Raw genomic sequence first — 19,918 nt, 5'->3', positions numbered from 1 at the left:
GTCACCATGCGGGCGTTAGATTCCCTCATGGTGACCTTCAGAGCAGTTAAGACTCGCCGAAAAGTTTGAATTCACCCAGCAGTGCGTAGCACTTCCGTTGAGGGTGGTGGTGGGCGACGGTGCGGGTTACAACTGAGAGATGTCGAGCTTTCCCTCGGAGTGGAACGCGCGGAGACGCTTCTTGTCGAACTTGCCGACACTGGTTTTCGGCACTTCGGCCACGAATGTCCAGTTTTCCGGCAGCTGCCACTTGGCGACCTTGTCGCTCAGGTAGTCGCGCAGTTCCTCGGCCGTGACGCTCTGGCCTTCCTTCACCACGACGGCGACCAGCGGGCGCTCGTCCCACTTCTCGTCGGGGATGCCGACGACGGCGGCCTCGGCGACCGCGGGGTGACCCATGACCTGGTTCTCCAGGTCCACCGAAGAAATCCACTCGCCACCGGACTTGATGACGTCCTTGGCGCGGTCGGTCAGGGTCAGGAACCCGTCGTGGGTGATCTTGCCGACGTCACCCGTGCGTAACCAGCCGTCGTGGAACTTGTCCGGGTCGATATCGTCGCCGCCGTAGTACGCGCCCGCGATCCACGGCCCCTTGACCTCGAGCTCGCCGACGCTCTCGCCGTCCCAAGGCAGGACGTCGCCGGAGTCGCCGACCAGGCGCGCGGTGACGGAAGCGGGGAAGCGTCCCTGGGTGTAGCGGTACTTCCAGGCCTCGTCGCCGGTCACCCCGGCGGGCGGCCGTGCGACGCTGCCGAGTGGCGAGGTCTCGGTCATGCCCCAGGCGTGCACTACGGAAACGCTGTGCTTCTCCTCGAAGGTGTGCATCATCGACGGCGGCACCGCCGAGCCACCGATGACGACCTCCTTGAGGTGGGAGATGTCCTGCGGGTTGACCTCGAGTTGCTGCAGCAGGCCCTGCCACACGGTCGGGACGGCGGCGGCGAAGTTGGGCTTTTCGGCGGCGAGGATCTGCGCGACCGGTCCCGGCTGCAGGAACCTGTCCGGCATGACCAGCGACGCGCCGACCATCAGCGCCGCGTACGGCAGGCCCCACGACATGGCGTGGAACATCGGCACGATCGCGAGGGTCTTGTCGCCCTGGGCCAGCCGCATGCTGTCGCTCATGCAGACCTGCATGGAGTGCAGCCAGATCGAGCGGTGCGAGTAGGCGACGCCCTTGGGGTCACCCGTGGTGCCGGAGGTGTAGCACATCGCGGCGGCGGAACGCTCGTCGATCTCGGGCCAGTCGAACTCGTCGGACTGCGCCGCGAGCAGTTCGGCGTAGGAGTGGACGGTGATGCCTTCGGGAGCCTGCAACGTCGACGCGTCGCCGTTGGCGACGATCACGTGCCGGACGGTCTTCATCTCCGGGAGCTGCTTGGCGAGCAGCGGCACCAGCGAGCCGTCGACGATGACCACCTGGTCCTCGGCGTGGTTGGCGACGAACACCAGCTGCTCGGGGAACAGCCGGATGTTCAGTGTGTGCAGTACGGCGCCCATCGAGGGGATGGCGAGGTAAGCGGCCAGGTGCTCGGCGTTGTTCCACATGAACGTGCCGACACGCTGGTCTCCTGTGATACCCAGGCCGCGGAGCGCGTTCGCCAGCTTCGCGGCGTGCTTACCCAGTTCGCCATAGGTTTCGCGGCGGCTCTCTGAACCGGTCCAGGTGATTACTTCACTCTGCGAGTGCACCGTGGTGCCGTGGCGAAGCAGTGTCGCCAACGACAGCTGCCCGTCCTGCATCGTGCTCAACATGGGTGACTCCTGCGGGTTTGTTCGGCAGTGAACTCCGGTTAACCGCGACTCTAATGCCGATCGGCTGAACCGGGCATGTGCCCGGAGGACATCCGTTTCGTCACGTTTCGGCGCCGGAGGGACGGCCGCGTGGGCTGTCCAGGGTGTCCAAGTTGGATTGGACGGCGTTCAACCTCCCCGGTGTGACCTTGATCAATGTCCTACTAACGGGTGTCTGATGGCGCGCGTTTCATCGCTCTGGGAGGGCCGTTTTTCAAGATCGACAAGGGCGCTCACGTGCTGATGGGACGCGTGTCCGGACAGACCCCCAGGTGGGGGACCTCCAGGGGCTGCTGGGAGCGCTCCGGAGATCGCCCGGCCGCGGTCGGCGAGCGAACCTCCGCGTGCCCCGGATCACCCTCGGTGACCATTGCCGAAAATTCGGATTTTGTTGTCAGCGAAGAGAATTCGACGGTAATTCCGCGCTTGGAACACCGGCCGGAATAAGCGTTTCCCGTGCTTGCCGGTGGATCATCCACAGTGGACTGGACGGCCTTCCTGGCGGTGTCGGGAAACCTTCTCCGAAGGCATTCCGGAACGCTGTTTCGGAGCGCTCCCAAAGGCCTCGGAACCCCCTTGCCGACGGCGCCGAAAAGCCCGTTTTCGCTGGCCCAAGGCTGGCGAGGACGGGTTGCCCCGGAAGTGGGTACACGGGTAGGAAGTGCGTGTCGGTTTCACGCCCCTGACTTGGGTGGCGTTTACTGGGGCCGTGGTAAGAGACGGCTTGGCCAGCGCTTGCGGGTGCAAGCGTCTGGATAACTGAAGTCGTCCCCGCGATAAGCGGAACTCGAGATGGAAAGGACTAATACGTTGGCTCTGCCCACGTTGACTCCGGAGCAGCGCGCCGACGCCTTGGCCAAGGCGGCCCTGGCTCGTAAGGCCCGCTCCGAGCTGCTTGCCTCGATCAAGTCCGGCCAGGAGAGCATCGACAAGGTGCTCTTGAAGGCCAAGGAAAACAAGACCATTGGCAAGACCAAGGTCACGCAGCTCCTCAAGGCGGTACCGGGTCTTGGCGCGGTCAAGGTCGCGGCCCTGCTCGAGCAGGCCGGCATCGACCCGGACCGGCGCGCAGCCGGTCTCGGCGAGCGCCAGCGCGAAGCGCTGATCGACGCGCTCAAGTAGGACCGCATTTAAGTAAGACGCTGTGCAGCTCAGAGCGTTCTGCGGGTGGGAAAGGTGTTGCGCTGGCGACACTTCCCACCCGCAGCCCGCCCGGCCTGGGACGCTGTAAGAGTGAATTCGTTTACGGGGTCGCAGGTAGCCGGTGCGTACACGCGGGGTGATTTCTTCTTCGCCAACGCCAAGCACACCATTCTCGGTCAAGGTGTTTCCGAGGCGCTGACGGAGCTGGATCCGGTGCGGTTGGCCGAATCCGTGACGAAAGCGCTCGCGGGATCCGCCGTTCCGGTGGCTGTCGGAGTGCTCCCGTTCGATACCAGCCCTGGCACGCGTACGCCGGGGCACCTGATCATTCCGCGGATCCTGCACCGCACGGGTCCCGTGCTCGAGGCCATGCCCCGAGAGGTGCTCGCCGCACCGCTTTCCACCCGTTCCGTGCCGTCGCCGGAGCGCCATCTCCTCGCCGTCGCCGACGCCGTGGCCGCGCTCGCGGACCGCCGGATGCGCAAGGTCGTTCTGGCCCGTGCTCTCGATGTCGACTTCGCGGACGCCGTGCGTCCCGAGCAGATCGTCCGCAACCTGGCCAAGGACAACCCTCGCGACTACACCTATGCCGCCGCGTTGCCGGACTCCCGCACGATCGTCGGCGCGACCCCCGAGCTGCTGCTGGCGCGACGCGGTCTGCAGGTGATCTCCCATCCGCACGCGGGCACCATGCCGCGGTCGGCGGACCCGGTCGCCGACCGGGCGAACGGCGAGGCGCTGCTGAGGTCGAAGAAGGACCACATCGAGCACGCCGCCGTCACCGAGGCGCTGGTCGAGACACTGCGGCCGTTCTGCCGGTCGCTGGACGTGCCGGACGAGCCGGACCTGGTGTCGACGCCGGCGGTGTGGCATCTCGGGACCACCATCACCGGTGAGCTGATCGACCGGGACATCACCGCGCTGCGACTCGCCGCCGCGCTGCACCCAACGCCCGCCATCTGCGGCACGCCGACGGACGAAGCCCGAGCGCTGGTCAGCGAGCTGGAACCGTTCGATCGCGGGTACTACGCGGGCGCTGTCGGCTGGGTCGACGCGGACGGCGACGGTGAATGGGCCGTCGCGATCCGCTGTGCCGAAGTCGCCGACACCTCCATGCGGCTCTACGCCGGGGGCGGCATCGTGCCCGAGTCGGATCCCCAGGCGGAACTCGACGAGACGTCCGCCAAGTTCCAGACCCTGCTTCGCGCGATGGGCTTGGACCTGCCGAGGTAGCCCCTCACCGCGTGCGCGGCGATGAAGGGGGCCTTCGTCGTGTCCAGCGTGCCGAACGTGCCTTTCACCGGCTTCACGGCGTCCACCAGCGTTCGGTGACGGAGACGTCGTCGCTGGTCAGGAACGCGACAGCGGCCCGGTAGCCTTCGCCCGCCTTGAGGTCTTCGAGGCGCGTTCCGGCCGGGTCGAGCGCCGGGTCCTCGGAGTTGAGCAGCGCCGCCTGTTCGTCGTACTTCGACAGCGTGATGGCCTTCAGCGGGATCTTCAGGCCGCGCCCGGTCGCCTTCATCAGGGCTTCCTTGCGCGTCCAGTAGGTGAAGAACGCCGTCGCGCGGGCTTCGGCGCCGAGCCCGGCCAGACCGGCCATCTCAGCCGGGTTCAGCGCGTACTCGATCAGTGAGTCGTCGGCCCGCCGCGTCGCCGTTTCGACGTCGAGGCCGAGCTTGGTGCCGGCGGTGACACCGACGCCGATCATCTCGCCGGAGTGCGAGATGGACAGCGCCAGCGCCGCGCCCGGTACGCGGGGGACGCCGTGCGGTTTCCCGCAGTCGTCGCAGGTCGCGTCGAAGGTGATCTTGTCCGCGGTGGTGCCGAGGTGCTCGGCGGCCACGGTTTTGGCCAGCACCCGGCCGGTCAGGAACCGGCGCTGGTCGATCTCCTGCCGGTAGGCCTCATGCCGGCCTTTCTCCAGCGAATCCAGCAGCTCGAGGTACTTCGGCTCATTCGGCAGCGGGCTGGACCACCACACCGTGCACTCGATCACGTGGCTGGCTCGGCTTCCGGCTTGGCGGCGTGGTCGTCCAGCAGGGTGGCTTCGTCGAACGGGTCTTCCCCGGCCAGCACGCGGTCGACCTGCTCGCGGTCGATCTCGTTCGTCCAGGTGCCGACGAGCACGGTCGCGATCGAGTTGCCTGCGAAGTTGGTGAGCGCGCGGGCCTCGGACATGAACCGGTCGATGCCGACGATGAAGCCGACGCCGTCGACGAGCTCCGGCCGGTGTGCCGACAGGCCGCCGGCGAGGGTGGCGAGGCCGGCGCCGGTGACCCCGGCGGCACCCTTCGAGGCGATGATCATGAAGACCAGCAACGAGATCTGCTCACCGATCGACAGCGGCTTGTCGAGCGCGTCGGCGATGAACAGCGAGGCCATGGTCAGGTAGATCGCGGTGCCGTCGAGGTTGAACGAGTAGCCGGTCGGCACGGTGATGCCGACGACGGGCTTGCTGACGCCGAGGTGCTCCATCTTCGCGATCAGCCGCGGCAGCGCCGACTCGGAGGACGACGTCGACAGGATCAGCAGGAACTCGCGGCCGAGGTAGCGGAACAGCTTGAACACGCTGAGCTTCGTGACCAGCCACATCAGCCCGCCGAGGATGACGAAGACGAACAGCAGGCAGGTTATGTAGAAGCCCACCATGATGATCAGCAGACCCTTGAGCGCGGCCCAGCCGGACCCGCCGACGACCGCGGCCATGGCGCCGAACGCACCAACCGGGGCAGCCCACATGATCATCGCGAGGATGCGGAAGATCCAGCGCTGGATGTTCTCCACACCGCGGCGGATCGGCTCGCCCTTGGTGCCGAGCTTCTGCAGCGCGAACCCGGCGAGCAGCGCGACCAGCAGCGTCTGCAGGATCTGGCCCGAGGTGAACGCCGAAACCAGCGTCGTCGGGATGATGCCGATCAGGAACTCGGTCGTGCTCTGGCTCTCGATGACCTGCGACTGGCCCTGCTTGGCGATCGACGCCGTGATGTGCAGGCCGGTGCCCGGCTTGAGGATGTTGCCGACGACCAGGCCGACGGCGAGCGCCACTGTCGACATGATCAGGAAGTACCCGATCGCGAGCCCGCCGACCTTGCCGACCTTCGCGGCCTTGGCGACCGAGCCGACGCCGAGCACGATCGTGCAGAAGATGATCGGCGAGATCATCATCTTGATCAGGTTCACGAACCCGGTGCCCAGCGGCTTGAGTTCCTTGCCGAACTGCGGGAAGACCAAGCCGACGGCGATACCGAGAATCACCGCGGCGATCACCGCGATGTACAGGTACTGCGTGCGATCCCGCCGCTGGACGGGTGGCTCGACGGTCATGGGTCCTCCTCGACACCGGTACTGGCGGGAGGAAACCTACCGTGTCCAATTCAGAACATGCGACAGCGGACGGGCACATCTGGGTGTTAATGTCAGGTAAGCAAGCGCTTAGCGAGCCTCTAGGAGCCGCCGACCATGGATTTCACCCTCAGCACCGAAGAACGCGAAGTGCGCGACTGGGTCCGCACTTTCGTGCAGAAAGAACTGATCCCCCGCGAGCAGGAGGTCCTGCGCCGCGAGCGTGAGGGCAAGCCGGGCATCACCTCCGACGAGCTGACCGAGCTGCAGCTCAAGGCCAAGGAGTCCGGTTTCTGGGGCGTCCAGACGCCGGAGTCGCACGGCGGCATGGGCCTGTCCGCGGTGATGACCGCCCTGCTGGAGGCCGAGCTGGGCCGCACGTTCGTGCAGTTCCGCTTCGGCGGCGCGGCCGACAACATCCTGTTCCACGCCAACCCGGAGCAGCAGGAGCGCTACCTCCTGCCGACGATCTCCGGCGAGCGCAAGTCGTGCTTCGCGATCACCGAGCCGGGCGCCGGATCGGACGCCAAGGCGATCAGGACGTCCGCCCGCAAGGACGGCACCGACTGGATCATCAACGGCGAGAAGACCTTCATCACCGGCGGGAACGAAGCCGACTTCGCCATGGTCTTCGCGATCACCGACCCGGCGAAGGGCGCGAACGGCGGCGTCACGTGCTTCCTCGTCGACCGCGACATGGGCTGGCGCTCGGAGTACATCGACACCATGGGCGAATGGGGCCCGGCGGCCCTGATCTTCGAGGACGTCCGCGTGCCGGAGACGCAGATCCTCGGCGAGCTCGGCCACGGCTTCGACCTGGCCATGCAGTGGATCGGCCGCGGCCGCTACCTGCTGCCCGCCCGCGCGATCGGCTCGTGCGAACGGCTGATCCAGATGGGCATCGACCACGCCAACACGCGGTCGACGTTCGGGCAGCTCATCGCCGAGCGCCAGGCCATCCAGTGGATGATCGCCGACTCCGGCGTCGAGCTGGAGGCGTTGCGCTGGCTCGTCCTGCACGCGGCATGGCAGGTCGACGCCGGTATGGACTCACGGCACGCGCAGTCCGTCGCGAAGCTGTACGGCGGCGTGAAGGCCAACGAGATCGTCGACCGGATCCTGCAGATCCACGGCGGCATGGGGTACACCCGTGAGCTGCCGATCGAACGCTGGTACCGCGAACTGCGACTGCTCCGGATCTACGAGGGCACCGACGAGATCCAGCGCCGGACCATCGCGCGCAACCTGCTCAAGGGGCACGTGAAGGTCGGCGGCTCGCTCGGCTGACGTTCCACCATGGCCACCTTGGTCGTGACCAAGGTGGCCATGGTGGCACTTACGGGGCCTATTCCTCGGATTTGGCGCGCATGGCGATGGGGACGCCGGCCAGGTCTTCCTCGTTGCACAGCAACTTGACGTCGTAGTACGGGGAACCCTTGCGGTCGTCGTAATCCAGATGGATGGAGAGGACGTCCAGCGGTTCGCCCAGCCACTCCTGTGCTTGCCTCAGCCAGGAGGACGCCCGTTCGAGGGCCGTCGGGAGGTCGTCATCGCGGAATTCCACCGGGCGATAGGGCACATCTTGTACCTGATCCCGAGGATTTGTCGGTACCGGCAGGCCTGGTGAGAGACCCGAGTCATCCAGTTCCAGTTGGATCGTTTGCTCAGTCACCCTTCGAGCGTCCCCCAGTAATGCCGCTGGGGCAAGGCGTACACGCCTTGACCCCCCTAGATCCTTACACTCCAAACCTGCGAAACCAGCGTTCGGCAGTGCTTCAAATCGGGTTGTTCGCCGACGTCGAGGCAGCCGAGCGCCCGCATGACCAGCTCCGCGTAATGGGCCGCGAGCTGGTCAAGTGTCAGAGTGCCACGTGGCGAATACCACCTGGCGACACCGCTGCACATCTCCAGCAGGGCGAGTCTGGTGACCGCGGGTTGCCCGGTGTGGAACACCCCCGCGGCGATTCCGGCGTCGATGACTTCGGACCAAAGTAGTTCGTAGGAATCACGCAATCCGACGATCGTCCTCTTCGCCGCGGGGGACAGCGCGTGCACCTCGTTGTCCACCACCCGGGTTTCGCTCGGCTGTGAAGCGTGGGTGATCACGTGCAGCGCGACCAGTTTGCCCAGCCGCAGCCGCGGATCCTCGACGCCTTCGGTGGCCAGCGCGGCCGCCGCCAGCAGGCGTTCCAGCGACTCGCGCATGATGTCGGCGAGGAGTTCTTCCTTGGTACCCATGTAGTGGTAGAGGCTCGCGGACGAAAGCTTGGCCGCCTGCGCCAGATCCCGGATCCCGGTGCCGTGGAAACCCTTGTCCGCGAACAGCTTCACCGCCGCCGCGCGCACCCTGTCCCGGCTGTCTACAACCACGACTTGACCGTTCTGTCGTAGGTGCCCGCGAGTGGGTCGGCGGCCTTGCGCAGTTCGCCCTTGGCGACGCGCTCGGACGGGGTCATCGGGAGTGACTCCACCACCGCCCAGTAGCGCGGAACCTTGAAATAGGCCAGTTTCCGCGTGCAGAACTCGGCCAACTCCTCGGGCGATGAGCCGGTGCCGTCGAACACCGTGCCGCCGAGTACGACGTATGCCTTGATCTCCTCGCCGCGGAGGTCGTCGGGCACCGCGATGACCGCCGCCAGCCGGATGTCCGGGTGCAGCATCAGCGCGCGCTCGACCTCGTCCGCGGAGACGTTCTCGCCGCTGCGCCGGATCATGTCCTTGGTACGGCCCACGTAGTACACGCGGCCTTCGGCGTCCATGCTCGCCAGGTCACCGGTGTGGAACCAGCCCCCGGTGAACGCTTTCGCCGTTGCTTCGGGGTCTTCGTGGTAACCGTGCATGAGCCCGATCCCGCGGATCAGCAGTTCACCGGTTTCGCCGCGGGGAACTGGGTTTCCGACCTCGTCGGCGATCATCACTTCACGGTCGCGTGACGGCCTGCCGAGACAGCCGGTGCCGACAAGGGCGTCGTGGTCCTCTTCGGACATCCGGATGTCGCCGCCGGTCTCGGTCATGCCGAAGGCTTCGAACCACGGGACACCCCAGCGCGCTTCGAGTTCGGCGTGCAGGTCGCGGGGGATCGCCGACGCGCAGATCGCGCGCAGCTTGTGTTGCTTGTCCTCGGGGGATTCCGGCTGCCGTAGCAGCAATGCCGGCATCAGGCCGAGGCAGTAGAACCAGGTGACGTCGTACTCGCGGATCTTCGACCAGAACGTCGACGGATGGAATCTGTCCAGCACCACCAGTGTCGCGCCGGAAGCCAGTCCTAACGCGACGTTCCACTGTGGATCGATGTAGTGGAAAGGCTGTGCGGTCAGCATGATGTCGTCGTCGGCGATCGAGGGGAAGTCCGTGGCGAGCCCGACGGCCAGCGTGGTCCAGTACCGGTTCGGGAGTACACAGCCCTTCGGTGCGCCGGTGGTGCCGGAGGTGTACTGGATGTTGACCGGCCGCTCGGGCTCGGTCGAAAACGTCTCGGTGGTTTCGCGCAGGCTCGCGGTGAGCTCACCGACGGGCAGTACCCGCTCGAGCTGTGTCGCCGGCGTGATTTTGGTGAGCAGCTCCAGGAATTCGTCCGCGGCGACGGCGAACCGCGCGCCGGAATGGGTGAGCACATGCGCGCCGTCGAACTCGCGGTAGCCGGTGTTGACCGGCACCAGTATCGCGCCCAGTTTGGCCAGCGCGAGCCAGACCAGCGGGAACTCGGGCTGGTTGCGCAGCATCACCGCGACCCGGTCGCCCGGCTCGACACCGAGTTCGCGCAACGCCACCGCGATCTGGCTGCTGCGCGCCTCGACGTCGGCGAAAGTGAACCGCTCGCCGGTGGCGTCGAAGATCCACGCCGTCTTGGCGGGCCAGCGTGCCGCGGCCTCGGTGACCAGGTCGACCAGGGTCATGCCCGGCTCCGGAACGCTTCGGTGGACGCCTTGACCGCGGCCGAATGCTCGGTGATCAGAGCGTGGCTGACCTCGAGTTCCAGTGCGCCTTCCAGCGTGCCGTCGAGCCCGGAGTCGAGTGCGCGCTTGGCCATCGTCGCGGCCTCGGCGGGGTGTCCGGCGATCTTGGTGGCCCAGGCGATGGCCCGGTCCATCAGCTCGTCGGCTGGCACGGCCGCGTTGACCAGGCCGATGCCGTGCGCGGCCTTGCCGTCGACCCGTTCGCCCAGCAGCAGGAGTTCCTTCGCCTTGAGCGGCCCGACCAGCATCGGCAGCAGCCGGGACGCGGCGCCGGTGACGCTGAGCCCGAGCGACACCTCGGGGAACGCGAACACGGCGTCCTCCGCGGCCAGGATCAAGTCGCAGCCCAGCGCGAACTCGGCTCCGGCACCGATCGCGTAGCCGTGGACGGCGGCGATCACCGGCTGCGGCAGCGTCCGCAGGCGGCGGGTGACGTCCTGGAGCCGGTCGAGCCTGGCGCGCGAATCGCCGTCGGGGATGGGCTCCTTGAGGTCGTGACCGGCGCAGAACGCCCGTCCGCGCCCGGCGAGCACCACGGCTCGCGCGCCGGAGTTGGCCGCCGCCTCAAGCGCTTCCAGGAGGTCGTCGACGAGCGCGGGGACGACCGCGTTCAGCCGCTCGGGGCGGTTCAGCCAGATCAGGGCGACGCCGTCGTCGTAGGCGAACTCGACAGTGCTCATGGCTCCGGAGCCTAGACGACCGATCGATCGATCGATAGGGTCGGCGAGTATGCGAGTGGATGCGGTCTACGAGAACGCGCAGGTCATCACCGGTTTAGGCCAGACGAACGCGCTTGCCGTGCTGCACGGGCGGATCGTCGCCCTCGGTGAAGACGCCCGGGAGCTGTCGACGTCGAAGCGGGTCGATCTCGGCGGCGCCTTCGTCGCGCCGGGCTTCCACGACGCGCACAACCACATGGCCTGGTTCGGTATCGGCCTCGACGACGTGCCGCTCAGTGACTGCAAGAGCGTCGACGAGGTCTACGACGCCATCGCTGCCCGTGCGCGGGAACAGCCCGCGGGCAGCTGGATCGTCGGCAGTGGTTACGACCAGAACAAACTGGTCGGCGGTCATCCAACGCGGCACGGCCTCGACCGCGCCGCGCCGAAACACCACGTGCGCGTCAAGCACACCTCCGGGCATATGAACGTGGTGAATTCACTCGTTCTGGGGAAACTCGACCTGGCGAACGTGCCCGTCGGCGGCGATGTCGTCGAGGACGCCGACGGCTCGCCGACCGGGCTGCTGCGCGAACAGGCGCAGCTCCTGCTGAACCCGCTCGTCTATCCGACCCCGATCGACACCGTGGTCCGCGGCCTCGACCGCGCCGGTGCGCATTACCTGGCCGAGGGCATCACCAGCGTGCAGGAAGCCGGGATCGGCGGCGGCCTGGTGGGGCAGACGCCGGTGGAACTCGCCGCGTACCAGCTCGCGCGGGACCGAGGTGTGCTTCGGGTGCGCAGTACCGTAATGGTGGCCGCGAGCGTGCTGCACGACGTCGAGCACGCGGCGTCCGACGACGTCGACTTCGGCCTGGATCTGGGGCTGCGCAGCGGTTTCGGCGACGAATGGCTGCGGATCGGCCCGCTGAAGCTGTTCGCCGACGGCTCGCTCATCGGCCGGACCTGTGCGATGCACGAGCCGTTCGCGGGGGAGCCGGACAACCGCGGCTACTTCCAGGTGCCGGAGGACGAACTCGCTCGCACGATCCTGCGCGCCCACGCGGCGGGCTGGCAGATCGCGACCCACGCCATCGGCGACCGCGCGATTTCCGTGGTGCTGGACGCTTACGGCGCCGCGCTGGCGAAATTCCCGCGCGCCGACCACCGGCACCGGATCGAACACTGCGCGGTCGTTTCGCCGGCCGAACTCACCAGGATCGCTTCACTGGGCCTGATTCCGTCACCGCAGGGCCGGTTCGTCAACGAGATCGGCGACGGGATGCGCGCCGCGCTCGGGCCGGAGCGCGAAGCCTGGTGTTATCGGCTGCGCAGCGTGCTCGACGCCGGTTGTGTGCTGCCCGGCAGCTCGGACCGCCCGGTCGTGAACGGCGCTCCGCTGCTGGGCATCGCCGACATGGTCCGGCGCCGGACTTCTTCAGGCGAGCTGCTCGGCCCGGACGAACGGCTGACCCCGGCCCAGGCGCTGCGGGCGTACACCCACGGCTCGGCTTATGCGGCGTTCCGCGAGCACGACGTTGGCACCTTGGAACCGGGGAAACTCGCCGATTTCGTGGCCCTGTCAGCGGATCCGACCGACGAAGCGAGCTTCGACGACATCCGCGTACTTGGCACCGCCGTCGGCGGGGAGTTGCTCTACCAAGCCTGACCGGGCTCGGCCTACTCCTGGGGAATGTGTCGACACTTTCCCCAGCCTGGGTGGGGACGGCTTAGTGGTGGTTGGGCTCTGGCTTGTATGGCTCAAAGCTGGTGGTTGGGTTTTGTGGTGCGTGCGGTAGAAAAGCCTGTGTTTATTGGCAGGCGCGCGATCAGGTTTGCGTGACCAGGGCGTGGCATGGGCAGGTCGCTTGCGACTTGCCCGGGGGCGCCCTGCTCCCGCAAACCTGGCCTTCGGCGAGCGCGCGCGGTGAAGACTCCCGCCCGTTGGGCGGACGTGAGTCGTGGTGACCGGCTTTACGGACTAAGGACCCGCGTGGCTGGGTTTTGGGGGTGGGGCTGGTGGTGGCTGGGTTTACGGACTGAAGAACTGCGTGGCTGGGCAGCGTTACCAGGCTTGGGCGGTGATTTCGCGGCGCAGTTCGTCCATCAGGTCGGCGAACTCCGCCTGTCCCACCGGCCACAGTTCCATGCGCTCGTCGGTGTAGTGCGGCTTGATGCGCAGGGCCCAGCGGCCGTCTTCGGTGTCGTAGACGCGCAGCGGTATGGGACCGCGCTGGCGACGGCCACTGGAGTCGCGCGTTTCGGCGTTGAACTCCGCGCTGAGTTGCGGCGTCAGTTCGGCGAACCGTTGTGCCCGCCGCACTTCCGACCTCGGGACGGTGTCGTACGCCAGCTTCTCCGCGTCGAGCATTTCGCTGCGGAGCACCACGATCGGTGACGCGGCGGGCTTTTCGGTGTCGTGGGGGAGAACCCCGGCCAGTACGGCGCTGAGCCTGTCCGGCTGGAACGTCCGGACCCAGATGTCGTCACCGTCGCGGACGGCGATCAGGCCGAACCACGAAGTCCCCGCCACCAGCACGCTAAGAGAGGTGTCGTTGCGTTTGTCGGTGATCCAGCCGTAGCGCGCTTCCGGGGGTTTGCTCAGCAGCTCGGCGATGGTCGCGAAATCGGGTTCCTCGCGGTCCGCCGGTTCGGCGGCGTACCGGGCATGCAGCTCGGCGACGGTCCGATCGAGCTCCGCCTGGTCCGCCGCAGGCCGCCACACGGCCTGCGGCGCCAGTGCGATGTGCAGGTCGCCGCCGGTCGTGTGGGTGACCAGCGCCGCGAGCTCGTCGGCGTTGAAGCGTTCGGGCTCGGTGAACCACATTCGCTGTTCTCTCCCCGGTTCTATTCGCCGATGACCGGCGGCGTCAACGGCATGCCGGTGCGTGGATCCGTCAGCCGCTCACCGTCGTCGGTCAGCTGGAACGCCTCGTCGTCGTCGACGATGTACTTCCGCTGGTGTTCCTCGTCTTCGTCGCCCTGGCCGCGCTGGCCCGCGCCCATGCCGGGCGTTCCGCCCGCGCCGCCCGGACGTCCGGCCGCACCGCCGCCGATGCCCTTGGCACCCGCCGCGCCGCCGCGGCCCATCGCCTCGGCCGCGCCCGACGCCGAACCCGCGCCGCGGCCGCCGAGCGACTTCTCGCCGCCCAAGCCACTGGCGCTGCCGGTGCCGCTGCCGCTGCCGAACCGTCCGCTGCCCGAGCCCGAACCGGAGCTCGAACCGGAACCGCCCAGCCCGCCGAACGGGCCGAAACCCGTGCCACTCGAAGAACCCTGGCCGGTGCCACTGGTACCGCCAGTACCGCCGGTGCCGCCTGGTCCGCCAGGCAAGTTCCAGCCAGGACGGTCGCCCGGCTTCTCCGGGGTGAAGTCCTCGGGCCTGGTCAGCTCGTCCTTGCCGTCGCTGACGGGCGGTCTGAGAATGTCGGGCTTGTCGATCTGCTCCGGGAAGGTGTTCCGCCAGTCGTCGTTGAGCGGGGGCGGGGGCCGCTCGGGGATACCGATGGGCCGGTCCTCCGCCGGAGGCCGCACGATCTTTTCGTCGGACCTGAGCTTGTCGTCGTCCGTGCCGACCTTCTTGTCGTCACCGTTGCCGACCTTCTTGCCGTCGTCACCGCCTTTGTGTTCGACGGGCTTCGGCGGCCACTCCCTCTCGGGCCAGACGGGTTTCCATGGGCCGACGGACTCTTCCTTGACGTCGAACTTCACCTTGTCGGTGGGGATGTCCCCGTAGTCCGTCGGCATCATCGCGCCATTGGTGCTGGAGGCGTCCGCCCAATCCCGCATGACGGCGATGTTGCGCTGGTTCGCCGCGTTGCTCGCTTCGACCTTGTCCTCGTAACCGTTCTGAGCCGAGCCGAGCGTCACGACCTTCTTGAACAGCGACGGTTCTTTCGGCACGTCGGGCACATCGACGACATTCACCCGCGCGACGCCGAAACTCTCCGACTGCCGGCTGAGCAGTTCCTTCGCCGTATGCATCTCGACGGACGCTCTGGCGTGTGCCTCCGCGAGCGGCCCGGCACCACGTTGCGCCGCGCCGGCCGCTTTTCCGGCCCAGCCTTCTTCCATCGAGGTGGCCAGCTTCTTGATCTGGCTCACCCTTTCGTCGTAGACCTGCGAGACCATGCCGATGCTCTGCTGGGATTCCATCAGCGGGCGTGTGCCGAGGCCGTCGATGAAGTTCTGGTAGATCGCCTTCCCGCTCATGCACTCTTCGGAACCCATTTCACTGACCTCCCTGGGGACTGCCGCTGTTGAGCGTGTCGGTGACAAGGCGTTCGCGAGTCCCGTACTTCACCAGCGCCTTTTCCAGGCCATGGACGTAGTTCTCGACGTATCCCAGCATTGCCTCGTTGTGCACGATCGCCGCCGTGATCGAAAACTCCGTCGCTTTCGCCTGCTCGCGCGCGGGCTGGTCCTTGGACGGCGCGTCGAGTGCCTCGCGGGCATCTATGAGATGCATTCGATCACGCGTAATAGCGACTTTGAGGTCTTCCCATTCGATGATCTTGGCCCTCAGGGTGTCTTCGTCGAACAGGTAGCCACCCCAGGTGCCGTCACCAGCCGGGGGAGGAGCGTCGCCGGCTCGCGACACCATCGCCGGTGCCGATACGGAATTGCTGAGCATGCCGCGCAGGTAGTCGTCGCCCGCGGTACCCATGTGGTCGTCCCCTCGCCCCTGAAAATCACCCACGGCGACGGTACCGCATCTGTTTCCGCTGTTGGAGCGCTTTGGGACATTTTCGCTCAATCCGTCACTCAAGGCAGGCGGGCCGGTGTCGGGCCGCGGGGTAAAGTGGCTATTACCACTAGCCACCTTTGCTCATGGTCCCTGGAGGAAGCCCGTGTCAGGTCAGACGTCCACCGTCCGCCGGTGGCAGCTCGGTCAGCGGTTGCGCAGCCTGCGCGAACGGGCCGGTATCGAGGCCAAGGCGGCGGCGCTGGAGATCGAGGTCTCCCCGGCCACGATGTCCAAGATCGAGACCGGCAGGCAGCTCGTCCGCCCGCTCTACGTCAAGGCGCTCACCACGTTGTACGGCGCGGATTCCGTCGAGCGGACGGCGTTGGCGGCGCTCGCCGTGGAAGCCGGGCAGCCGGAGTGGTTCGCGTCGCGGGCGAAGCACATCCCGGACTGGTTCAAGCTCTACCTCGGCTACGAAAGCGCGGCGGACGAGGTGCGGTCGTATGCGGTGGAGCTGGTGGCCGGGCTGTTGCAGACGGCCGAGTACGCGCGGGCGATAGCCACCGCCGGCCGCCCGGAGTCCGATGAGGACGAACTCGCCGCGATGATCGGCGTGCGCCTGCAGCGTCAGAAGCGGCTGACCTGCGTCAATCCCTTGAGCTTGCAAGTGATTCTCAACGAGGCCGTGCTGCACCGGATCGTCGGCGGCCCCGAGGTCATGCGCGCCCAGCTCGAGCATCTGGTGAAGCTGTCCCGGCTGCCGAACATCACCGTGCGGATCCTGCCGTTCAGCGCCGGGGCGCATCCGGCGATGACGTCGGCGTTCTCCCTGCTCCGGTTCGAGGCCTGTCCCGGCATGAACACGGCGTACCTCGAAAGCGGCCGCGGCGCGCTGTATCTCGACGCCGCGCCGGATCTGGCCAGGTACAACTGGGTGTTCGACGAGCTCCGCGGGCTCGCCCTCGGTCCCGGTAAGTCCCGTGCGCTGCTGGTTAGAGTGGCCGGGCAACTGTGATCGACGAGAAGAGGACTCCGACTGATGCCGGTACGGGACGCCGAGGTCGCCGACGCGGAAGAGATCTGCGCGCTGATCGAGGAACACGCTGTCTACGAAGGAAACACCACGCTGAAGCTCGACCGCGTGGAGATGACCAAGCATCTGTTCGGGCCGGAACCCAAGGCGTGGGTCCTGATCGCCGAGTCCCCCGACGCGCCGGGCGAAGTCGCCGGATTCGCGTTCTGCTCGTGGAACTTCTCCACCTGGGAAGCCCGGCCGGGCATCTGGCTCGACGACCTCTTCATCCGGCCGCAGCACCGGCGCCACGGCCTCGGCGGCGAACTGCTGAACGCGTTGCGAACCCGCACCAGCGGGCGGGTCGAGTGGGATATGCAGGAGGGCAACGAGAAAGCGGACGCCTTCTACCGGCAGCTCGGCGCCGAGCCCGTTCCGGAGTGGGTGCGCTACCGCTGGCGCCCCTGAGAGGTGTGCGCCCGTATCGTATGGACCATGCCCGAAAGCTCGAATCGCCGCTCGTCCTCCATCGAGGACTACGTCCGGGTGATCTATGGCCTGGTGGAGCGCGGTGAGTCGGTCACGAACACCTCGCTGGCCACCCGGCTGGAGGTGAGCCCTTCTTCGGCGTCGGGCATGGTCACCAAGCTCTCACAGCTCGGCCTGGTCGCGCATGTGCCGTACCGCGGGATCGAGCTGACCGGTGACGGCAGGTTGCTGGCGCGGTCGGTGCTGCGGCGGCACCGGCTGATCGAGACTTACCTGGTTTCCGAACTCGGCTACACCTGGGACGAGGTGCACGCCGAAGCGGACGCGCTCGAGCACGCCATTTCGGACAGGCTCGTCGAGCGGATCGCCCTCAAGCTCGGCAACCCCGTGCGCGATCCGCACGGCGACCCCATCCCGGCGGCGGACGGCAGCGTCGAAGAGCTGCCAATGCGCATCCTCGACGAGCTGGAACCCGGCGCGGTCGGCGAGATCGTGCGGGTCTGGGACACCGACCCCGAGCTGCTCCGGTATCTCACCGAGCACGCGATCGGCCTCGGCAAGCGGATCGAGGTCGTCGAGCGCCAGCCGTTCGGCGGCCCCATGGTGGTGAAGGTCGGCTCACCGCCGGACGCGGCGACCCACGCGATCGGCAAGGAAATCGCGCAGGCCCTTTCCGTCGCCGTCCACTAGCTCGTCGGACCACGTAAGGGTGACACCCGTGCGGGTGACCTTGAGCAGCGATCCCGCTGGTCAGGTGGGGGTCGTGAGCGGCAACAAGTGTTCTAACCCGCGTAAACACTCACGACCCGTGCCGCAGCCTGAAGGGGCGTCGTCCAAGGTTTGCGTGTTCTCGTCGCGGGATTGCGCTCGACGGTCTAACGGATACTCCGTTAGCCGTAACAAGCTTCTTTTTATAGGTACGTTCGTACTAGTGGTAAACGTTTTCCCCGTGTTAAACGACGTGCAAGGCGCGCGGGTGAACAATGCGCGGAGTGTGTATCAGATATCATAACTCGCCAGTTGGTTCAGCTCCAAGGAAAAGTCCATTGTGGAAGTTTCACCCCGGTGGGGAAATTGTCTCCGGGGTCATTGAAGGCTTGTGCCGCTGCGAAAACAGGCCCGGAACGCGCGTTCCGGAAGGGGTGCGTCCGCTTCGCTGCTGGTGACGGTGGTTGGGGATTCCCGGCGACTGCCGGAATTCGGCCTTTATGGAACGGATTTCACGTTTCGTCAAGGGACAGAATGGTCTCCCAGAAGTGCCCGTAAGGCTCTTTTCATCGGGTGTCGAGGCGCATACGCTGGCACGTCTTATCCGGTGATGCGGAGCAGACATGACGCTGGAGAAAACACACACCGTGCAACGAGCGGCCGCCGGCCGGGAAGTCGAGCTGCTGCTCGCGACAGGACCTTTCGCGGCGGCACTGCGCGCGGCCATCCGGGCGCGCGGGCTCGGCCTGGAACGGATTCGCTACCGCCTTCGCGGGCGCGGCGTTTCCATCAGCCTGGCGACGTTGAGTCATTGGCAGTCCGGCCGCTGCCGTCCTGAACGACCCGAATCACTGCTTGCCCTGTGCCATATCGAAGAAGTGCTGGAAGTCCCGTCGGGTTCCCTCACCAATCTGCTCGGGCCGCCGCGCTCGCGCGGCCGGGGGGCCTGCGCCGCGCACGCGCGCACGGATGGGAAGGTCATGCCGTCTGCTTGAACTGTCTCAAGCAGCCAGGACGGCGGGAGTAGGCCTGTGCGCGCGGTGGTGTTCGACGAGTTCGGTGTGCTGCCCGAGGTTCGGGAGGTCCCCGATCCCGTGGCGGCACCGGGCGGGGTTGTCATCGAGGTGGAGGCCACCGGCGTCTGCCGCAGTGACTGGCACTCGTGGCAGGGGCACGACTCCGCGGTGACCCTGCCGCATGTCGCCGGGCACGAGCTGGCCGGACGGATCGTCCAGCTCGGCGAAGGGGTGCGCGGCTGGGAGATCGGCGCGCGCGTGACCGTCCCGTTCGTCTGCGCGTGCGGATCGTGCGCGCAGTGCGCGAGCGGGAACCAGCAGATCTGCGATCACGAGTTCCAGCCCGGCGCGACGCACTGGGGTTCGTTCGCCGAGCGGGTCGCGATCGGTTTCGCCGAAGTGAACCTCGTCGCGTTGCCGGAGTCGCTGAGTTCGGCCGAGGCGGCCGCGCTCGGCTGCCGGTTCGGCACCGCGTTCCGCGCGGTCCTGCGTCAAGGCGCGGTGCGGGCCGGCGAGTGGGTCGCGGTCTACGGCTGCGGTGGTGCCGGGATCTCCTCGGTGCTGCTGGCCGTCGCCGCCGGCGCGAGGGTGGTCGCCGTCGACTTGTCGGCGGACGCCAGGGCACTCGCCGAGCGGTTGGGTGCGGCTATCAGCGTCGACGCGGGCGCGTTCGACGGTCCGGAGGCGATCGCGGAGAAGGTGCGCGAACTGACCGGCGGTGGCGCGCACGTCTCGCTGGATTGTGTCGGCACGCCCGGGACCTGCGCGGCGTCGATCGGCAGCCTGCGCAAGCGCGGGCGGCACGTCCAGGTCGGGCTCATGCCGCCGTCGCAGGGCGTCCCGCCCATCCCGATGCACCGGGTCATCGGCGGCGAACTGCAGATCCTCGGCACACACGGGCTGCAGGCCCACGAGTACCCCGAAATGCTCCGGGTGGTCACCGAAGCCTTGATCGACCTCGATCAGTTGGTCGGCAAGCGCATCGGGCTCGACGACGTCCCGGCGGCGCTGGTGGCGATGAACGATCCGGTACCGGCGCAGGCCGGGGTGACCGTGGTCGAGTTCCCGCCAGGTGAATAACTTCCGCTGTTGTATTCTGCGACAAGGGTGGT

19 protein-coding genes are annotated in these 19,918 nt (G+C 67.2%); 9 read left to right on the top strand and 10 right to left on the bottom strand.

Translation table 11 applies throughout. The annotated features are described in order from the left end of the window. Positions 1-126: 126 nt before the first annotated feature. On the bottom strand, positions 127-1,755 hold the full coding sequence (locus tag VGP60_RS10815) for a long-chain fatty acid--CoA ligase (RefSeq protein ID WP_327547777.1): 1,629 nt from the start codon (positions 1,753-1,755) through the stop codon (positions 127-129). Between the two features lie 849 nt (positions 1,756-2,604). On the opposite strand from VGP60_RS10815, the gene mihF reads away from it, so the two are divergent. Beyond that, complete coding sequence (gene mihF / locus VGP60_RS10810; RefSeq protein ID WP_327547845.1) at positions 2,605-2,916, top strand: integration host factor, actinobacterial type; 312 nt, start codon at positions 2,605-2,607, stop codon at positions 2,914-2,916. 111 nt (positions 2,917-3,027) lie between these two features. Continuing rightward, positions 3,028-4,170, top strand: coding sequence for an isochorismate synthase (locus tag VGP60_RS10805; RefSeq protein ID WP_327547776.1), 1,143 nt, complete (start codon positions 3,028-3,030; stop codon positions 4,168-4,170). A 73-nt stretch (positions 4,171-4,243) separates the two neighbouring features. Here VGP60_RS10805 and VGP60_RS10800 read toward each other — a convergent pair whose 3' ends face one another. Both VGP60_RS10800 and VGP60_RS10795 read right to left on the bottom strand, forming a co-directional pair. After that, positions 4,244-4,933 (bottom strand): 4'-phosphopantetheinyl transferase family protein, encoded by a 690-nt coding sequence (locus VGP60_RS10800; protein WP_327547775.1) that lies wholly within the window; start codon positions 4,931-4,933, stop codon positions 4,244-4,246. Then, on the bottom strand, positions 4,930-6,261 hold the full coding sequence (locus tag VGP60_RS10795) for a cation:dicarboxylate symporter family transporter (RefSeq protein WP_327547774.1): 1,332 nt from the start codon (positions 6,259-6,261) through the stop codon (positions 4,930-4,932). The genes VGP60_RS10800 and VGP60_RS10795 overlap by 4 nt, the downstream gene beginning before the upstream one ends. A gap of 135 nt (positions 6,262-6,396) precedes the next feature. On the opposite strand from VGP60_RS10795, the gene VGP60_RS10790 reads away from it, so the two are divergent. Next, on the top strand, positions 6,397-7,566 hold the full coding sequence (locus tag VGP60_RS10790) for an acyl-CoA dehydrogenase family protein (RefSeq protein WP_327547773.1): 1,170 nt from the start codon (positions 6,397-6,399) through the stop codon (positions 7,564-7,566). Between the two features lie 58 nt (positions 7,567-7,624). Here VGP60_RS10790 and VGP60_RS10785 read toward each other — a convergent pair whose 3' ends face one another. From VGP60_RS10785 to VGP60_RS10770, 4 genes are read right to left on the bottom strand one after another with little or no spacing between them, the layout of a single operon-like run. Continuing rightward, positions 7,625-7,951, bottom strand: coding sequence for a hypothetical protein (locus tag VGP60_RS10785; protein ID WP_327547772.1), 327 nt, complete (start codon positions 7,949-7,951; stop codon positions 7,625-7,627). Positions 7,952-8,007: 56 nt separating this feature from the next. After that, positions 8,008-8,649, bottom strand: coding sequence for a TetR/AcrR family transcriptional regulator (locus tag VGP60_RS10780; RefSeq protein ID WP_327547771.1), 642 nt, complete (start codon positions 8,647-8,649; stop codon positions 8,008-8,010). Beyond that, a complete protein-coding gene (locus tag VGP60_RS10775; protein WP_327547770.1) occupies positions 8,640-10,175 on the bottom strand; it encodes an ATP-dependent acyl-CoA ligase in 1,536 nt (511 codons plus the stop codon). Before VGP60_RS10775 ends, VGP60_RS10780 begins: the two co-directional genes overlap by 10 nt. Continuing rightward, the gene (locus VGP60_RS10770) at positions 10,172-10,915 is read right to left on the bottom strand and encodes an enoyl-CoA hydratase/isomerase family protein (protein WP_327547769.1); all 744 of its coding nucleotides are present in this window, start codon (positions 10,913-10,915) and stop codon (positions 10,172-10,174) included. The genes VGP60_RS10775 and VGP60_RS10770 overlap by 4 nt, the downstream gene beginning before the upstream one ends. Positions 10,916-10,964: 49 nt before the next feature. Here VGP60_RS10770 and VGP60_RS10765 point away from each other — a divergent pair, with 49 nt between their 5' ends. Continuing rightward, entirely contained in the window at positions 10,965-12,563 is a 1,599-nt protein-coding gene (locus tag VGP60_RS10765; protein WP_327547768.1) for an amidohydrolase, read from the top strand. 396 nt (positions 12,564-12,959) lie between these two features. Here the strand turns inward: VGP60_RS10765 and VGP60_RS10760 are convergent, their stop codons facing one another. The 3 genes from VGP60_RS10760 to VGP60_RS10750 are packed head-to-tail and all read right to left on the bottom strand — an operon-like array spanning position 12,960 to position 15,560. Beyond that, the gene (locus VGP60_RS10760) at positions 12,960-13,721 is read right to left on the bottom strand and encodes an ESX secretion-associated protein EspG (protein ID WP_327547767.1); all 762 of its coding nucleotides are present in this window, start codon (positions 13,719-13,721) and stop codon (positions 12,960-12,962) included. Positions 13,722-13,741: 20 nt separating this feature from the next. Beyond that, a complete protein-coding gene (locus tag VGP60_RS10755) occupies positions 13,742-15,124 on the bottom strand; it encodes a hypothetical protein (protein WP_327547766.1) in 1,383 nt (460 codons plus the stop codon). Between the two features lies 1 nt (position 15,125). After that, positions 15,126-15,560 (bottom strand): hypothetical protein, encoded by a 435-nt coding sequence (locus tag VGP60_RS10750; protein WP_327547765.1) that lies wholly within the window; start codon positions 15,558-15,560, stop codon positions 15,126-15,128. Between the two features lie 184 nt (positions 15,561-15,744). On the opposite strand from VGP60_RS10750, the gene VGP60_RS10745 reads away from it, so the two are divergent. From VGP60_RS10745 to VGP60_RS10725, 5 genes are all read left to right on the top strand, one after another. Further along, the gene (locus VGP60_RS10745; protein ID WP_327547764.1) at positions 15,745-16,596 is read left to right on the top strand and encodes a helix-turn-helix transcriptional regulator; all 852 of its coding nucleotides are present in this window, start codon (positions 15,745-15,747) and stop codon (positions 16,594-16,596) included. Positions 16,597-16,620: 24 nt separating this feature from the next. Beyond that, positions 16,621-17,061 carry a GNAT family N-acetyltransferase gene (locus tag VGP60_RS10740; RefSeq protein WP_327547763.1) on the top strand — a complete coding sequence of 147 codons (441 nt, stop codon included), beginning with the start codon at positions 16,621-16,623 and terminating at the stop codon, positions 17,059-17,061. Positions 17,062-17,088: 27 nt separating this feature from the next. Then, positions 17,089-17,772 carry a metal-dependent transcriptional regulator gene (locus VGP60_RS10735; RefSeq protein WP_327547762.1) on the top strand — a complete coding sequence of 228 codons (684 nt, stop codon included), beginning with the start codon at positions 17,089-17,091 and terminating at the stop codon, positions 17,770-17,772. A gap of 641 nt (positions 17,773-18,413) precedes the next feature. Further along, a complete protein-coding gene (locus tag VGP60_RS10730) occupies positions 18,414-18,785 on the top strand; it encodes a transcriptional regulator (protein WP_327547761.1) in 372 nt (123 codons plus the stop codon). A gap of 36 nt (positions 18,786-18,821) precedes the next feature. Further along, positions 18,822-19,886, top strand: a complete 1,065-nt coding sequence (locus tag VGP60_RS10725) for a zinc-binding dehydrogenase (RefSeq protein ID WP_327547760.1) — start codon at positions 18,822-18,824, stop codon at positions 19,884-19,886. The last annotated feature ends 32 nt before the right edge of the window (positions 19,887-19,918 follow it).

It is taken from the genome of Amycolatopsis sp., assembly GCF_036008905.1.
In the GTDB taxonomy this organism is placed as follows: domain Bacteria; phylum Actinomycetota; class Actinomycetes; order Mycobacteriales; family Pseudonocardiaceae; genus Amycolatopsis.
Note: the sequence above shows the minus strand (reverse complement) of the source record. Positions and strands in the feature narration are given on the sequence as shown.

What these genes read in the sequence shown, in the direction of transcription:
- VGP60_RS10775 (WP_327547770.1), bottom strand. Translation starts at nt 10,175, where the DNA reads ATGACCCTGGTCGACCTGGTCACCGAGGCCGCGGCACGCTGGCCCGCC.
- VGP60_RS10735 (WP_327547762.1), top strand. Translation starts at nt 17,089, where the DNA reads ATGCCCGAAAGCTCGAATCGCCGCTCGTCCTCCATCGAGGACTACGTC.
- VGP60_RS10755 (WP_327547766.1), bottom strand. Translation starts at nt 15,124, where the DNA reads ATGGGTTCCGAAGAGTGCATGAGCGGGAAGGCGATCTACCAGAACTTC.
- VGP60_RS10815 (WP_327547777.1), bottom strand. Translation starts at nt 1,755, where the DNA reads ATGTTGAGCACGATGCAGGACGGGCAGCTGTCGTTGGCGACACTGCTT.
- VGP60_RS10770 (WP_327547769.1), bottom strand. Translation starts at nt 10,915, where the DNA reads ATGAGCACTGTCGAGTTCGCCTACGACGACGGCGTCGCCCTGATCTGG.
- VGP60_RS10740 (WP_327547763.1), top strand. Translation starts at nt 16,621, where the DNA reads ATGCCGGTACGGGACGCCGAGGTCGCCGACGCGGAAGAGATCTGCGCG.
- VGP60_RS10760 (WP_327547767.1), bottom strand. Translation starts at nt 13,721, where the DNA reads ATGTGGTTCACCGAGCCCGAACGCTTCAACGCCGACGAGCTCGCGGCG.
- VGP60_RS10795 (WP_327547774.1), bottom strand. Translation starts at nt 6,261, where the DNA reads ATGACCGTCGAGCCACCCGTCCAGCGGCGGGATCGCACGCAGTACCTG.
- VGP60_RS10765 (WP_327547768.1), top strand. Translation starts at nt 10,965, where the DNA reads ATGCGAGTGGATGCGGTCTACGAGAACGCGCAGGTCATCACCGGTTTA.
- VGP60_RS10790 (WP_327547773.1), top strand. Translation starts at nt 6,397, where the DNA reads ATGGATTTCACCCTCAGCACCGAAGAACGCGAAGTGCGCGACTGGGTC.
- VGP60_RS10730 (WP_327547761.1), top strand. Translation starts at nt 18,414, where the DNA reads ATGACGCTGGAGAAAACACACACCGTGCAACGAGCGGCCGCCGGCCGG.
- VGP60_RS10750 (WP_327547765.1), bottom strand. Translation starts at nt 15,560, where the DNA reads ATGGGTACCGCGGGCGACGACTACCTGCGCGGCATGCTCAGCAATTCC.